Below are 14,775 nucleotides of genomic sequence, written 5' to 3' on the forward strand. Positions count from 1 at the left end.
ATGCAAACCGAGCTCACTGCAGAGGAAAAGAGCAAGGATGAATTTTTCGAACGCCTTGCCAAGTTGTCGCAAGAGATGGTGGCCAAGCATGGCAAGGATTTCAGCATGGGAGCGCTGGTGCTGGCTGCAAGGTGGATCGCCGAAAACCGGGCGGGTCCGCTGAAGACCAATTGAATTGCCGATGCGCCCTTGACCCGGCGCGCCCTCAAGGCACATCCTGGCAGAGCTGTTGGCATGCTGCTGGGCCTGGCCGCGAGGGCTCGACACGTCGAGCCGGGTCCTGCTGCTCGGATGCGAAGGGGCAACTGGCCCGGGGATACACACCAGGGTCGTCGGCTCAACACCCGAGGCGGTTTTCGAACGATCCGCCCGGGAAGGATCTTTTCAACGAGCCATAAGAACCGGAAGCCTTGGGCCCTCGATCACAGACCTGGTCACGCCGCCGAAAATCCTCTCCCGCAGCCGGGAATGGCCGTAGGCGCCCATGACCATGAGCTCGGCGCCAGTGTCAACGGCGTGCTGGCGAAGAACCTCGGCGATGGAACGGTTCGAACTTGGCAGACGATCCACCGCGACTTTCACGGCATGGCGGGACAGGTAGGTTGCCACGTCCGCCCCGGGTTCCGCGCCATGGTGCCGTTCGTCCTCGATCGGGTCGACCATGACGACCCGCACCTCCTCGGCACCTGAAAGGATGTCGAGCGCTTCTCGCACGGCGCGCGACGCTTCCAGGCTGGCGTCCCATGCGACGAGGACGCGTTTGGGTTTCAACGTCGCGGACGCCCCTTTGGGGACGAGCAGAATTGGCTTCCCAGACGAAAACAGCGCGCCTTCGATGACTTTCTCCTTGAGCGTCTGGCTCGCTAGCAAGTCTGGGCCAAGGACGGTTATATCGGCGTAACGCGCGCGCCGGCCAACGACCTCATCTGCCCAGGCATGGTCCGGGTAGTCATCACTTAGGTCCGTCGATACCGGGCTAGCCGACAGCATTTTGGAGACAGCCGAATTCCGCTTCTGAAGCATTTCCATTTCGGCTTCTCGCTCCGCGAGCCAAACCGGCGAAACCACCTCGGCATATGCTCCGCCAGAGGGAGGCGCCGCGATCACCAGAACAAGCACCGAGAGATGGGCATTGATTTCTTCGCACAGGCCCGTGGCGAGCTTCAGATCATCGTCTCCCTGATTGGCCCCTGTAACCGTGAGCAATGTCTTGAATGGCATAGCGGCGTCTCCTTGTCCGGGAAGCTTGATGGAGGACGTAGCCGTAGCCAGGTGGTCGGAAACCGTCCTTGCGCTGAATCAAACCGATCGCTTCTCAAGTTTGATCCCGGTCAACGTATGCGCGCGCGACAGGCCTTAGCCTGACCTGATGGTTGGAGGCGGATCAAATGAGATTCGGGACGACGATGGGTTTCTTGGCGCTGACGCTGAGCGCCGCGGCGGCACAGCAGATGAGCAATGGAGAGCAGGAATATCTGAACTCCTGCGCCGTGTGCCACGGCGTGGACGGCAGGGGCGATGGACCAATGGCCGACGTATTGCGGAAGCGCCCGGCGAATTTGACGACGCTGACAACGCGCAATGGCGGTGATTTTCCCTACTGGCGGGTCTACGCGACGATCGACGGCCGCGGCCTCGTGCCCGAGCATGGCGAGCGCGACATGCCGGTCTGGGGCAATCAGTTCCTGCCTGACGATGTGAAGAAGTACGGGCCCTATGGCGGGGAGGCCGTAACCACGGAACGCATTCAAAACCTCGCAGGTTACGTCCAGACGCTTCAGCGCTAGCTGGCAAGCCGAAGGACGATGCAACCAAAGTCAAGGTGCATGCGATGATCGTTCAGAACCAAGACGTCGTGACCGACATGCTGAAGGACCCCGCCACCTATGGCGAGGCTGGTCCTGTCGAGGCGATCGAAACCCACATTTCCCGGATATTCCTTGTCGGCCAACGCGCATTCAAGATGAAGCGGGCGGTCAAGCTGCCCTATGTCGACTTTTCGACGCCGCAGTTGCGGCTCATGGCGTGCGAAAAGGAAGTGGAGTTGAACTCCAGAACGGCGCCCGGTCTCTATCTCGATGTCCACCGCATCACACGCGCAGGAGACAGGCTTGCCTTGAATGGATCGGGCGAACTGGTTGACGCCGTTATTGAGATGGTTCGCTTCGATCAATCGAACCTCCTCGATCGCATGGCTGCCGCGGGGAAGTTGACAGCCGCACTGATGACGGGCGTGGCGCGCATGATTGCGCAATACCACCGCAGTGCCGACGTGATCCATGCCGGCAGCGGGTCGGCGAATATCGGCGGCGTGCTTGAAATCAATTCTGCCGGCTTTGCGACAAGCCACGTGTTCGATGGACAGGAAATCGAAACGCTCACCGCGGCGTTTCGCGACGCCCTCGCCCGCCATGCCAGCCTGCTTGACCGGCGCGAGGCGTCAGGCCGGGTCCGCCGCTGCCATGGCGACTTGCATCTGCGCAACATCTGCGTCTTCGATGGCGAGCCTCGCCTGTTCGATTGCATCGAGTTCAATGATCAGATCGCTACCGTCGATGTCCTCTACGATCTCGCATTCCTGCTGATGGATCTATGGCATCGCGGTTTTCCACAATTCGCCAACCTGATGATGAATCGCTATCTCGACGACGCCGATGACGAAGACGGCTTCATCCTGCTGCCGTTCTTCATGGCGGTGCGGGCGGCGGTGCGCGCTCACGTGACAGCGACGCAGGTCGAGGAGGGCAGCCAGGACTCTGCAAAGCTGATTGCCGAAGCGCGATCCTATTTCCAACTCGCGCAAGCCCTGCTGACCGAAACGCCGCCTCGGCTCGTTGCAATCGGCGGTTTGAGCGGCTCGGGCAAGACGACGATAGCCGAAGCGATCGCTACCCAAATCGGAGCGCCGCCCGGTGCGCGGATCGTCGAGAGCGATCGCATCCGCAAGGCCATGCATGGCGTCCCTGCCGAGACCAAGCTACCGGACAAGGCCTACCGTCCCGGCGTGTCCGAACGCGTCTATCGCCAGATCGCCTGGCTCGCGCAGTTGATCCTTGCCGAAGGCGGCTCCGCCGTCGCCGACGCCGTATTCGACAAACCGGAGGACCGCGACAGGATCGAGCGCGCCTCGAGTGAGGCGAATGTCCCGTTTGCGGGATTTTGGCTGGTTGCCGATCCGTCGGTACTTTGGCGCCGGGTCAGCGAGCGCAAGGGCGGCCCCTCCGATGCCACGGTCGATATCCTGTCGCGCCAATTACAGCGTAATGCCGGTCCGTTGACCTGGCACAAGATCGAGGCGGACCGTAAGGTGGGCCAAATCACCGCGGAGATGATGGCCTTGGTTGAGGGCACCGCCTCATCCGTAGCCAGCCTCAGGAAGACGGGATCTTAGAGCTGACCGGAACATAACTGATCTCCAGGGTTGCTACGGACAGACCCGGCTCGTCGGGGTGGTGGGCGATCGAGAATCCAAACTCCCGGCACATTGTGAGCATCTTGCGGTTTTCGTTGAGGATTGTGCCCTCGATGCGATCGACGCGCTCAACTCTTGCATAGTCGATGACCTGCTTCAGCAGACCCCATCCCAGGCCATGGCCCTGCAGGTCCGATCGTACCAGCAGCGCATATTCGCCGCTTCTGTGATCGGGATCGCAGGAAAGCCGGCCGATTCCTGCCAGCGCTCCCGTGTCCTTTTCAAGCGCGACAAAGGCGATGTCGCGATCGTAGTCCAGCTGGGTGAGCCGCTTCAGCATCTGGTCCGGGAAGTTCTTCCGCAGTGACAGGAACCGCAACCTCAGGTCGTCGGGTGAAATCTTTGCCAGGAAAGCAGGGTAAAGCGCTACATCCGCCGGGATGATTGGCCGGATGTGAAAGGTCATACCATCCGACAGAAGATCGCGGCTCCATCCCGACGGACAGGGCCTTATGGCGAGCGCCGGGTTCGGCGCCGGTTCATCCACCCGCCGCGGGTCGATTTCGATGCGGGCATCGAGTGCAATCGCGCCTTCGGCGTCGGCCAGCAGCGGGTTAATGTCGAGGGAGACCAGGCAAGGGAAGTCGACGATCATTTGCGACAGGCCGTTCAGCGCGGCGACAATCGCGCCTCGATTGGCTGGCCTGCGATCGCGATAGCCGGTAAGCAGGCGGCTCATTCTGGTCGCGTCGATCACGTCTCCGGCCAGCACGTCGTCAAGCGGCGGCAGGGCGATCGCGGTATCGTTCACAATCTCGACCGCTGTGCCGCCGGCGCCGAACAGAATGACCGGGCCAAACATCGGGTCCAGGTTCACGCCCAAGATGAGTTCCTGTGCATGCTTGCGCACGACCATGGCCTGCACGGTGTAGCCGTCCACCTTCGTCCCTGGCGACTGCGTGCGCAGGCGTCTCGCGATCGACAGGGCGGCCTCTGCGGCCTGGTCGGCGGTCGCAATGTCGAGGACTACGCCGCCGACGTCCGACTTGTGTGAGACCACCTTCGACAGCAATTTGACGACCACCCTTTCGGAGTTTTCGAGAAGCTGGCCGGCTGCCTGCGCCACTTCAGAGACAGATTCTGCAACAATGGTCCTCGGCACAGCGATGCCGTAAGCGGCAATTGCCGCTTTTGCTTCCGGCTCCGTCAGCATGCGCCGCCCTTCGCTGGCCACCTGCCGGAAGATGGCAAGCGCCGATGCCTTGCCGGCAGCCTGGTCTTCAGCCCGGCTCGCGGGCGTACGCAGGAGCGCCCGCTGGGCTCGCGACCATTCGCTGAGATAGGATGCGGCGATCGCCGCATCCTCCGGCGTTTGGAAGCTCGCAATGCCGGCTTCCGTGAGGATGCGCCTGCCTTCGTTCGCGGTGCGCTCGCCGAGCCAGCACGCCAGGAGGGGTTTGCTTCCGATCTCGCCTCCATCCCCAAGCTCTGCCACCTTCCTGGCGGCGTCGGACGAGGAACCGAGCCCCGTCGGGCAATTCATGACAAGGATGACATCCGTTTCCGGATCTGCCGCGACGGCCTCGAGCGCTTTCCCATATCGTGCCGGGGCGGCATCACCCACAATGTCGACGGGGTTTGCATGCGACCAGGTCGATGGCAGCACGCGGTTGAGCTGCTCTATCGTCGATGGCGCAAGCGCGGCCAACTCACCTCCACGGTCGATCAGCTTGTCGACCGCGAGGACGCCTGCGCCGCCGCCATTGGTGACGATGCCGACGCGCGCTCGCTCGAGCGGAGAATACCGTGCGATCGTTTCAGCGGCATCGAACAATTCGGCCAGGTCATCCACACGCAGCACCCCTGCCCTGCGCAAGGCGGCGTCCACCACCCTGTCCGCGCCCGAAAGCGCGCCGGTATGGGTCGCCGCCGCCCTGGCTGCTTGTTCGTGGCGGCCAGGCTTGATCGCGATGACCGGCTTGAGCCGCGCCGCCGCCCGAGCCGCCGACATGAACTTGCGCGGATTAGGTATGGTTTCGAGATACATCACGATGGCTCGTGTGTGAAAATCGCCTGCCAACATGTCGAGGCAGTCGCCGACGTCGACATCGGCCATGTCGCCCAGGGACATGATCCTCGAAAAGCCGACATCGTTTTCAGCCGCCCAATCGATCAGGGACGTAGCAATCGCACCTGACTGCGAAATCAGGGCAATGTTCCCGGGTCGAGCCGCCATGTGGGCAAAACTCGCGTTGAGTTTGGCTGGAGGGATCATCAGCCCGACCGTATTCGGTCCGATGATGCGCATGAGCGAGGGTTTGGCCGCTTCGAGCATCGCCTGGCGCAGACCGTTGTGATTGAGCCCCGCGGTGATGACGACCGCGGCGCGGGTCCCCTTCCCAGCCAAGTCTCGCACAATGCCGGGAACGGTTTCTGGAGGTGTCACGATCACGGCCAGATCGGGAACGCCCGGCAGATCGGCAATCCTCCCATAGCATTGATGGCCGACCACCTGCGAGTATTTGGGATTAACCGGCCAGATTTCCCCCTCGAATCCGCCGCTGACGATGTTGTCGAAGATAACGCGACCGACCGAGCCAACGCGCTCGCTGGCGCCGACGACAGCGACGGATTTCGGTGAGACCGCGTACTCAAGATTTCGGATTGTCATTCTGGAAAACTCCCTGCCGCCACATTCACCGAAGGCGCCGGGCAATCATTGCGCTGGATCAAAGCGTCATCCGGCCCCTGGCGGTTAGCTACGGCGACGCTGTCCCAAACCGTCTCTGCTGACGAGGATCGCAGTCGAAGGAGAAGCAGATGAGCTACTATTTCAGCAAAAGCCTCGACATGCCGTTCGACGCGGCGATCGAACATGTCACCAAGAAGCTTGCCGGCAAGGGCTTCGGCATCCTGACGAGGATCGATGTCCAGCAAACCATGAAGGTCAAGCTGGGCGTGGACTTCAAGCCATACATGATCCTCGGCGCCTGCAATCCGCATTTTGCATGGCGAGCGCTACAAGCCGAGGACAAGATCGGCGCCATGCTGCCTTGCAATGTCATTGTGACCGAGATCGCCCCCGGACAGGTCGAGGTAGCGGCTGTCGATCCGATAGCAGCGATGGGAGCGATCGACAACCCGCAACTTGCCGCCATGGCAAAGGACGTCGGGCTGTTGCTACACGAAATGATCGGCGAACTTTGACGACCGCCATGAACGAATCCGTGCTGCGGCGTGCGTTGATGATCATAGCCGTCCTCGGCTTGGCACTTGGGCTGGGTGTTTGGCGAAATGGTATCGACATCGCCTCGCCTGATGCAATCTGGACGGCGGCAACCTTGCCTGTCGTAGCGACGCTTGCCATCTCCATCCTGCGGGATTTCTGGATCGGCCGGATCGGCGTCGATGCGATCGCGCTGGTTTCGATGTCGGCGGCACTGCTGCTTGGGCAGGCTTTGGCGGCCGTGGTTGTCGCGATCATGTATGCCGGCGGCACGGTGCTGGAAGACTTTGCGCGCGGCAGGGCGGAACGCAATCTCAGAGCGCTGACCGACAGGGCACCGCGCGTGGCGCATCGTACATCCGCCCAGAGCACCGAGACGGTTCCGATCGAGCAAGTGGCGGTCGGCGACGAGCTTCTGGTCCGCGCCGGCGAATTGCTGCCGGTCGACGGGATCCTGATCGACGCTTCAGCCGTGTTGGATGAATCGACCGTCACCGGCGAGCCCCTGCCGAAGCGTCGCGGCGCCGGCGACGCTTTGCGCAGCGGCACAGTCAACGCCGGCGAGGCCTTTGTCATGCGGGCCTCGGCTATCGCCGACAACAGCACCTATGCCGCGATCGTGCGCATGGTCGCGGCCGCGCAAACGGCCAAAGCCCCGTTCATACGCATTGCTGATCGCTTCGCGCTGCTGCTGCTTCCGATCACGCTGCTGCTCGCTGGCATCGCCTGGTATCTTTCTGAAGATCCGATCCGCGCCCTGGCGGTTTTGGTGGTCGCGACGCCCTGTCCGCTGATCCTCGCGGCTCCCGTCGCATTCATCGGCGGCGTATCACGCGCTGCGCGCGCCGGCATCCTCATGAAGGGCAGCGCGGCACTGGAGGCGCTGGCCCAGATACGCACCGCAATCTTCGACAAGACCGGGACCTTGACGCTCGGCGGCGCCGAACTGCTCGAGATCGAGGTCGCTCCGGGCAGGCAAGCCGATGAGTTGCTGCGGCTGCTGGCCTCGCTCGAACTGGCTTCGCATCATGTTCTTGCGGATTCGATTGTCCGCATCGCCCGCCATAAAACGCTGATGCTCTCCCAGCCTCGTGATGTCCGCGAACATCGTGGAGAAGGTCTCAAGGGTCAGGTTGATCACATGTCGGTCGCGGCCGGATCAAGGCAGCTCGTTCTTGGGAACGAGCCACTGCCTAGATGGGCGGAAAGTGGAGAGAACCGGTATCTTGACGCACAAGTGCTGAGGGTGTTTCTGACTATCGATGACCGGCTAGCAGGTATTCTTACATTCGGAGACGCCGTACGCCAGGATGCTGTCGACACAGTTCGCGCTTTGCGTTCGGCAGGCATCACACGGATAGTCATGCTCACCGGCGACGATGGCAGGGCCGCCGAAAAGGTTTCCGCTTCGCTCAAACTCGACGCCGTATTTGCCGATGCCACGCCTGCAGACAAGGTCGGAACGGTCGAGGCCGAGAAAGCGACGGCGCCGACCATGATGGTCGGCGACGGCATCAACGATGCTCCTGCGCTCGCCGCGGCGACCGTTGGCATCGCGTTGGGAGCCCGAGGCGGTACGGCTTCATCGGAAGCCGCCGATGTTGTCGTGCTGACGGATAGCCTGCGGCCAGTTGTGGAGGCACTGCGGATCGCCACGCGCACGCGCGCGATCGCCCTGCAGAGCATCATCGTCGGACTGGCGCTCTCAGGCGCGGCGATGATCGCGGCCGCCATGGGGCATTTGACGCCCGTGGCAGGCGCATTGCTTCAAGAGGGTATCGACGTCGCAGTGATCCTCAATGCGCTGCGTGCGCTTGGCGAGGGACGTTTGGATCACAGTCGAAAATAGGAGCACTGAAAGGTCATGACGCAGGAGAACCTGGTGGTTTGCACCAAATGCGGCGTGGTCAATCGCCTGCCGTTCAGCCGCAACGGTGCCGACGCCAAATGCGGAAAGTGCGGCGCCCTGCTGTTTTCCGGACTACCGCAGGATGTCGACGCGGCAAACTTCGATCGTCAGATCGGTCGCGGCAGTCTGCCTGTCGTCGTCGACGTCTGGGCTCCATGGTGCGGCCCCTGCAAGATGATGGCGCCCGCCTATGAAGCCGCCGCAAAGGCTCTGGAGCCTCATATGCGGCTGATCAAGCTGAATTCCGACAAGGAGCAAGCCATCGCGGCGAGGCTGGGTATTCGCGGCATCCCCACCCTAATCCTTTTTCACCATCAGCATGAGGTCGCCCGTATCTCGGGCGCGATGGGCACCAGCCAGATTGTCAATTGGGTCCGCAACCACATTCCGGCTGGCAACTGAGCTCTTAACCGACAACCGAGGCCCGTTTGATCCTAGTCAAGGTGGCGTCCGGGCGCTGCGATAGGAATTGCGTAAAGGAGATGCCATGACCACTTTGCAGGATCTTACCCCGAACTTCAGGACCATTCGCTTGCTTCTGACTCGCGAAAAGGGCCATCCGGAGGGCGAGCGCGAGGAAGGCTACGACGTACTGGCCCCGCTTACCGATGAGGGACGGTTGAATGCCGACGAATGGAAATCGCACAAGGGTTTCTGTCGTGTCCGTCGGTTCCGTACGGGTGAAGACGATCTCATCGGCCGCTTGCGCCGCAAACCTGGCGGGCAATGGTATTTTGACTATGCCGAGGGCGACCGCGACGACGAGGTCGGCTTTCACCTCGGCGAGGAACGCTTCGTGACCGGAGAGTACGTCTCGATCGCTCGCAACGGTTCCATGCACACTTACCAGGTCGCCCGCGTGGAACGGCCTTAGCAGTCCTTCGGTTGGTGGGAGCCAGGTGGTGCAGCGCGGTATCCTGATCGTCATCGGCCACCCCGATCCGTCTCCGGAGCGGCTCGGCCGGGCCTTGGCTTCCGCATACGCCGAAGCCGCTGAACGCGCTGGTCATATCGTGCGCAAGATCGATCTGGCTTTGCTGGACATTCCGCTCCTTCGGACGATGCAGGAATTCGAGCACGGAGCGATCCCCGACAGTCTTAAGGAAGCCACGGAGGCGGTCGTCTGGGCGGAGCATTTCGTTTTTGTCTTCCCGCTTTGGCTGGGCACTGTGCCGGCTCTGCTCAAAGCGTTCCTCGAGCAGGTGATGCGACCGGGAACGGCGTTCGCCTACGCTGCCAAGGGCGAAGGTTTCGCCAAATCTCTGCTACGCGGCCGCTCAGCTCGGCTCGTGGTGACGATGGGGATGCCCGCGACCGTCTACAGGATCTGGTTCCTCAGCCACGGAATAGCCGGCGTTCGCCGCGGCATTCTCAACTTTGTCGGGATTAGGCCGGTGAGGGAAACCTTGTTCGGCGCGGTCGCGAACGCCAGCGAGGCGAAACGGGCGAAGTGGATCGGGCAGATGCGTGTGCTCGGTGAGCGGGGGCTTTGAGGCCGTTAACCGGAACAATCGTGAGGGCAATCAGGAGTGCTGGCTCCGGCTGACAAACGCCGGAGCCAACCGAGAGCCACGAGCCTATGGTTTGACTGTAAATTCGGCCCACATGCCGGCGCCGTAGTGGCCTGGCACGTTACAGACCAGCAGGTATTTGCCTGCCTTCAGATCAACGGTCAACGAACCGGATTTGCCAGGATCCAGCTCCGAAACCTCGCCCTTGTCGCCAGCCTTGTCTTCGTCGACCCGGTTCTCCGCATCGATGTAAGGAAGGGGCTTCTTCGGATCGGCAAGAAACATCACGATCATTTCGTGAACGGTATCCTTGGAATCGTTCTTCACCTTGAAGGTGACCTTTCCCGCTTTCACCGCACCAGGGGAAACCTTCATGCCCATGGTGGCTTTTGTCATGTCCAGTCCTGGCGCTGCATAGGCAAGGCCCATCGGCATCTCCGTACTCGCCCCTTTGTCCCAAAGGGAGACCTGGACAAGCGAAGCCGCCCAGACAGAACCGGTACTGGCGGCGATGAGCATGGCGGTGCCAATTCCCAGCTTGGAAATGGTATTCATAGTGATCCTCCATCAGCGTGACAGCGCAAGCGTTATATTTCCGATGAATATTGCTCGCGCCGTCGCCCTATGTCCTTGCGCCAAATCAAACTGGCAGACGCCAACTCATCGGCGGTGTCACGGCACCAGAACCGCGGCGCCGCTCAGCCTGCCCATGCGCAAATCGTCCAGCGCCTGGTTGGCCTGCTCCAGCGGATAGACCTTTGTGTGCGTGCGCACCTGAGCGCGCTTTGCTATCGGAAAGAACTCCTCCGCGTCACGGCGAGTAAGATTGGCGACTGAAACCAACTTTCGTTCTTCCCAGAGAAGTCGGTAGGGCATCGGCGGGATGTCGCTCATATGGATACCGCCGCAGACCACACGGCCACCTTTGCGTACAGCCCGCAACGCCGCTGGCACCAGGTCGCCGAGCGGTGCGAAAATGATCGCCGCGTCAAGCTCGGCGGCAGGCAGTTCATGGGACGCTCCGGCCCAGGCAACGCCCAACGAGCGCGCAAATTCCTGTGCCTGAACATCGCCAGGCCGGGTGAAGGCGAAGACCTGGCGCCCCTGCCAGACCGCTACCTGTGTGATGATATGCGCCGCGGCGCCGAAGCCGTAGATCCCTAGCCGCCTGCCGCCGCCCGCCTTCTTGAGGCAGCGCCAGCCGATCAGCCCTGCGCACAGGAGCGGCGCCAGCGACACTGGATCCGCGGCGGCATCGAGCTCAAAGGCGAAGCGCTCGTCGGCAACCACATGACTGGCGAAGCCGCCATCTCGCGTGTAGCCGGTGAACAGAGGCAGATCGCAAAGGTTCTCGGCGCCGGCGACGCAATAAGGGCAGTGCCCGCAAGTATGTCCCAGCCAAGGGACGCCTACTCTCTGGCCAAGCCGAGATCGTGACACGCCCTCGCCCACCAGGTCCACGATACCGACGATTTCGTGGCCGGGGACAAGCGGCAACTTCGGCCGCGGCAGATCGCCGTCGACGACATGCAGGTCGGTCCGGCAGACGGCGCAGGCTTCGACCCTGAGCCTTATTTCGCCCGGTCTCGGCGTAGGATCGGGGCGATCGATAGCCTTCAAAGGAGTGCCGAGCCTCTCCAGCACCATTGCCTTCATGACACACCACGGTCCGGAAATGAGTGGGACGGAGTCTTGCCGCGCCCGGCAACAAACTCGGAAAGACACTGCCTGACGTGGAACGGTTCTATTGCTGTTGCCTGCTCTTCACCGCCTGCGACCGCGCGTGGCGACCGAAGCCATGGCTCGCTGCAACGTGACTGCGCTTCCGAGCGGAAAGCATTTCGAAATAAAGGCCTAAGGCGGCAAGATAGGCGAGGCCGAGTATCCCAGCCCAGATTTCAACGGCATCGGAGGTCATGGCCATATTCCCTTGGATGGATAGTTCCGACCGGATAATCGGCCAGCCAATTCGCGCCGACCTTGATCGCGGTCAATCGCATAGTGCGCGACACGCACGGCGAGGCCTGGATCGATCGGATGCTTTCGGGTTCGGCTCTAGGTAGTTTCCCGTAGGGACATAACCGAATTTCGGCGTGGCGGGATTTGCGCGATTTCTGTTGTCACGAATTCACCGGGACCACAGCCATGTACGCTCAAGCCTCCGCCAAGATCGAACTGCCGTCCTATCTTCCCCAGAACCCTGCGCCCTTCTTCGAAGGACCGGCAACGCCGGTTAGCTTCTTCCCGGCAGGCGCCGAAATTTACGCCCAGGGCGAGAAGGCGGGCGCCCTCTACCAGGTCGAATTCGGCGCGGTCCGCATCTACCGGTTGCTCGCCGACGGCCGCCGGCAGATCAGCGCATTCCATTTGGCGGGAGAAACGTTCGGTTTCGAGTCCGACGCCACTCACCACTTCTTCGCCGAAGCCATCAACGCAACCGGTGTCCGGGTATTTCGCGCTCCATCGGGCACGGACATGTCGCGCCAGCTCCTGCCTCTCGCGCTCAAGGGCCTGACCCGAGCGCAGGAACATCTTCTGGTGCTTGGCCGCCAGAACGCCATCGAGCGCGTCGCGGCATTCCTCGTCGAAATGTCGGAGCGTCAGGGCGGGCTGCAGCAGGTGGAATTGCCGATGTCGCGAAACGACATCGGCGACTATCTCGGCCTCACCATCGAAACCGTGTCGCGTGTCCTCACCCGCCTGAAGGAGAAAGGCGTAATTCGCCTGCTCAGCCTGCGCAGCATCGAAATTCTCAAGCGCGATACGCTGCTGGCTATGGGGGAATGAGGCCATTCGCGCCGATTCCCGCGCATCAATCCTGAAAGGGGCGACAATGAAAACCACGCTTACTACCCACACTGGATTTCGCTTTGAAGTGCGTCGTGCACGCCTCGATGATGAGCCGATCGTCGCCGAATTCTTCACGCACGTGACGCCCGAGGACCTGCGCTTCCGCTTCCTCGGGGCCGTGAAGGCGGTCTCGCATGAGCGGCTGGTCGCAATGACCCGCTCCGACGATCCGCACGTCCATAATTTTCTCGCCTTCTCCACCGACGGAATGCTGATTGCGGTGGCGACCCTCGCCGCGGACCCGGCCGACCGGCGTGGCGAAGTCGCCATCTGCATCCGCGAGGATCGCAAGCATCTCGGCGTCAGCTGGGAATTTCTCGGTTATGTCGCGCGTTATGCCGACGATCATGGCATCGAGACCATCGAATCGATCGAGAGCCGCGAAAACCGCGCAGCGATCGAACTCGAGCGCGAGATGGGCTTCATCGTCACGACGGATCCCGATGACCCGACCCTCGTCCTGGTTCAGCGGAAGCTCGGCGCCAAGTTGCCAGGCTAGAGCAAATTCCAGAAAAAGCGCGCGGCGGTTTTCCGACCGTAATTGCGTAAAAACAAAGAGTTAGAGAAGTTCAGCGGTTCTATCAAACGCTGAACTGCTCCAACGCGTTTTGATGATATCGCCCGGGAGCGACGCGCATTTCCGGGCGATATCATTTTAGTCTTTGCCTTCGAAGCCGAGCAACTCAGCGGCCACCGCACGTTCCTCGTCGGCGGGAATGACAAGCACGTCGACCAGGGAGTCGGGGGCGCTGATCAGTTCTTCGCCATGCGCGTTCAACTCCTTGTCGAGCGCGACGCCCAGCCATCCCGTGGCTTGGCAGATGCTCTGCCGGACCGCGGGCGCATGCTCGCCGATGCCCGCCGTAAACACGAGGGTGTCGAGCCCGCCTATCGCCGCGGCAAGCGATCCGATCTCGCGCCCAACACGATAGACGAAGAGATCGACGGCGCGCATCGCCGCCGGGTCTTCCGATGCAAGCAGTGTCTGCATGTTTCCCGAGATGCCGGATACCCCCAGCAGACCAGATCGCTGATAGAGCAAGTCGGCAAGTTCGTCCGAGGACACCTTCCGGTCCTGCAGAAGGTGCAGGAGGACCCCGGGATCGATCGCCCCGCAACGCGTGCTCATGACGAGGCCGTCAAGCGTCGAGAAACCCATGGTGGTGGCGTGGCTTACGCCTGCCTTCATCGCGCACAGGCTTGCGCCGCTGCCGAGATGGGCAACGATCGTTCGGCCACCGGCGGTGGCGCCGTAACGGTTGTGCAGCTCGCTGGCGATATGGCTGTAGGAGAGCCCATGGAAACCGTAGGAGATGATGCCTTGCTCCGCCATCTCATGCGGCAGGCCATACAGTCTTGCGTGCTCGGGCTGCGCCGCGTGGAAGGCCGTATCGAAGCAACCGAGCTGCGTGGTGCCGGGCAAGAGGCGGCTGGCCAGGTCGACGAGCTCCAGGTTGATCGCTTGATGAATCGGGGCGAGCGGCTCGAGCCTGCGTAAGGCACCGAGCGTGCGCTGGTCGAGCAGCGTTGCGCGGGCAAACTCCCGGCCGCCATGCACGATGCGATGCCCGACCCGACGCACCCGGCGCAGGAGGTCGCGGTCCGCAAGATAGGACGCAACGGCTTCGAACGCCTTGCCGATGGAGATCGGCTGTTCGCCAAGGCTCCTGTCGAACGGCGGCGTCATTGCCGTAGGCGCGACGTGAAGCCGGGGCCGTTCGCCGATTGACGAGACGCTGCCACGCACCAGCAGATGGAGCTCGTCGCGCCATTGGAAGACGGCGAACTTCAGGCTTGATGAGCCGCCATTGAGGACGAGAATTGCATCGGTCATGGCAGGCCGGTCCCAGCCGTTTTTGCAAGCCCG

At 62.0% G+C, this 14,775-nt stretch carries 16 protein-coding genes; 10 read left to right on the forward strand and 6 right to left on the reverse strand.

The features are described from left to right. Positions 1-174, forward strand: a complete 174-nt coding sequence (locus tag WDX12_RS00120) for a hypothetical protein (protein ID WP_320297193.1) — start codon at positions 1-3, stop codon at positions 172-174. A gap of 210 nt (positions 175-384) precedes the next feature. Here the strand turns inward: WDX12_RS00120 and WDX12_RS00125 are convergent, their stop codons facing one another. Continuing rightward, complete coding sequence (locus tag WDX12_RS00125) at positions 385-1,221, reverse strand: universal stress protein (protein WP_434723532.1); 837 nt, start codon at positions 1,219-1,221, stop codon at positions 385-387. A 185-nt stretch (positions 1,222-1,406) separates the two neighbouring features. Between WDX12_RS00125 and WDX12_RS00130 the strand changes: the two genes are divergently transcribed. After that, complete coding sequence (locus WDX12_RS00130; protein WP_434723533.1) at positions 1,407-1,787, forward strand: c-type cytochrome; 381 nt, start codon at positions 1,407-1,409, stop codon at positions 1,785-1,787. A 44-nt stretch (positions 1,788-1,831) separates the two neighbouring features. Continuing rightward, positions 1,832-3,391: an AAA family ATPase gene (locus WDX12_RS00135; RefSeq protein WP_434723534.1), complete on the forward strand. Its 1,560-nt coding sequence runs from the start codon at positions 1,832-1,834 to the stop codon at positions 3,389-3,391. On the opposite strand, the gene WDX12_RS00140 is transcribed toward WDX12_RS00135, so the two are convergent. Next, positions 3,372-6,083, reverse strand: a complete 2,712-nt coding sequence (locus WDX12_RS00140; RefSeq protein WP_434723535.1) for a bifunctional acetate--CoA ligase family protein/GNAT family N-acetyltransferase — start codon at positions 6,081-6,083, stop codon at positions 3,372-3,374. The two genes, WDX12_RS00135 and WDX12_RS00140, sit on opposite strands and share 20 nt — an antisense overlap. 149 nt (positions 6,084-6,232) lie before the next feature. Here WDX12_RS00140 and WDX12_RS00145 point away from each other — a divergent pair, with 149 nt between their 5' ends. The 5 genes from WDX12_RS00145 to WDX12_RS00165 all read left to right on the forward strand — a co-directional run bounded on the left by WDX12_RS00145 (position 6,233) and on the right by WDX12_RS00165 (position 10,040). Next, on the forward strand, positions 6,233-6,619 hold the full coding sequence (locus tag WDX12_RS00145; protein ID WP_320297196.1) for a DUF302 domain-containing protein: 387 nt from the start codon (positions 6,233-6,235) through the stop codon (positions 6,617-6,619). Positions 6,620-6,627: 8 nt separating this feature from the next. Continuing rightward, positions 6,628-8,487: a heavy metal translocating P-type ATPase gene (locus WDX12_RS00150; protein WP_434723536.1), complete on the forward strand. Its 1,860-nt coding sequence runs from the start codon at positions 6,628-6,630 to the stop codon at positions 8,485-8,487. 15 nt (positions 8,488-8,502) lie between these two features. Further along, complete coding sequence (trxC, locus tag WDX12_RS00155; protein WP_320297198.1) at positions 8,503-8,949, forward strand: thioredoxin TrxC; 447 nt, start codon at positions 8,503-8,505, stop codon at positions 8,947-8,949. A gap of 85 nt (positions 8,950-9,034) precedes the next feature. Continuing rightward, positions 9,035-9,421 (forward strand): hypothetical protein, encoded by a 387-nt coding sequence (locus tag WDX12_RS00160; RefSeq protein ID WP_434723537.1) that lies wholly within the window; start codon positions 9,035-9,037, stop codon positions 9,419-9,421. Positions 9,422-9,449: 28 nt separating this feature from the next. Further along, positions 9,450-10,040 carry an NAD(P)H-dependent oxidoreductase gene (locus WDX12_RS00165; RefSeq protein ID WP_434723538.1) on the forward strand — a complete coding sequence of 197 codons (591 nt, stop codon included), beginning with the start codon at positions 9,450-9,452 and terminating at the stop codon, positions 10,038-10,040. An 84-nt stretch (positions 10,041-10,124) separates the two neighbouring features. On the opposite strand, the gene WDX12_RS00170 is transcribed toward WDX12_RS00165, so the two are convergent. The 3 genes from WDX12_RS00170 to WDX12_RS00180 form a co-directional block, all read right to left on the reverse strand. After that, the gene (locus WDX12_RS00170) at positions 10,125-10,613 is read right to left on the reverse strand and encodes a sulfocyanin-like copper-binding protein (protein WP_434723539.1); all 489 of its coding nucleotides are present in this window, start codon (positions 10,611-10,613) and stop codon (positions 10,125-10,127) included. Between the two features lie 117 nt (positions 10,614-10,730). After that, the gene (locus tag WDX12_RS00175) at positions 10,731-11,714 is read right to left on the reverse strand and encodes a zinc-dependent alcohol dehydrogenase family protein (protein ID WP_434723540.1); all 984 of its coding nucleotides are present in this window, start codon (positions 11,712-11,714) and stop codon (positions 10,731-10,733) included. 88 nt (positions 11,715-11,802) lie between these two features. Beyond that, positions 11,803-11,976: a hypothetical protein gene (locus WDX12_RS00180; RefSeq protein WP_434723541.1), complete on the reverse strand. Its 174-nt coding sequence runs from the start codon at positions 11,974-11,976 to the stop codon at positions 11,803-11,805. Between the two features lie 227 nt (positions 11,977-12,203). Between WDX12_RS00180 and WDX12_RS00185 the strand changes: the two genes are divergently transcribed. Both WDX12_RS00185 and WDX12_RS00190 read left to right on the forward strand, forming a co-directional pair. After that, complete coding sequence (locus WDX12_RS00185; protein WP_320297203.1) at positions 12,204-12,845, forward strand: helix-turn-helix domain-containing protein; 642 nt, start codon at positions 12,204-12,206, stop codon at positions 12,843-12,845. Positions 12,846-12,891: 46 nt separating this feature from the next. Beyond that, positions 12,892-13,407, forward strand: a complete 516-nt coding sequence (locus WDX12_RS00190; protein WP_434723542.1) for a GNAT family N-acetyltransferase — start codon at positions 12,892-12,894, stop codon at positions 13,405-13,407. A gap of 156 nt (positions 13,408-13,563) precedes the next feature. Here the strand turns inward: WDX12_RS00190 and WDX12_RS00195 are convergent, their stop codons facing one another. Further along, complete coding sequence (locus tag WDX12_RS00195; RefSeq protein ID WP_434723543.1) at positions 13,564-14,742, reverse strand: acetate/propionate family kinase; 1,179 nt, start codon at positions 14,740-14,742, stop codon at positions 13,564-13,566. Positions 14,743-14,775 lie beyond the last annotated feature (33 nt).

The organism is Mesorhizobium sp. RIZ17 (genome assembly GCF_051127865.1).
GTDB lineage: Bacteria > Pseudomonadota > Alphaproteobacteria > Rhizobiales > Rhizobiaceae > Mesorhizobium > Mesorhizobium humile.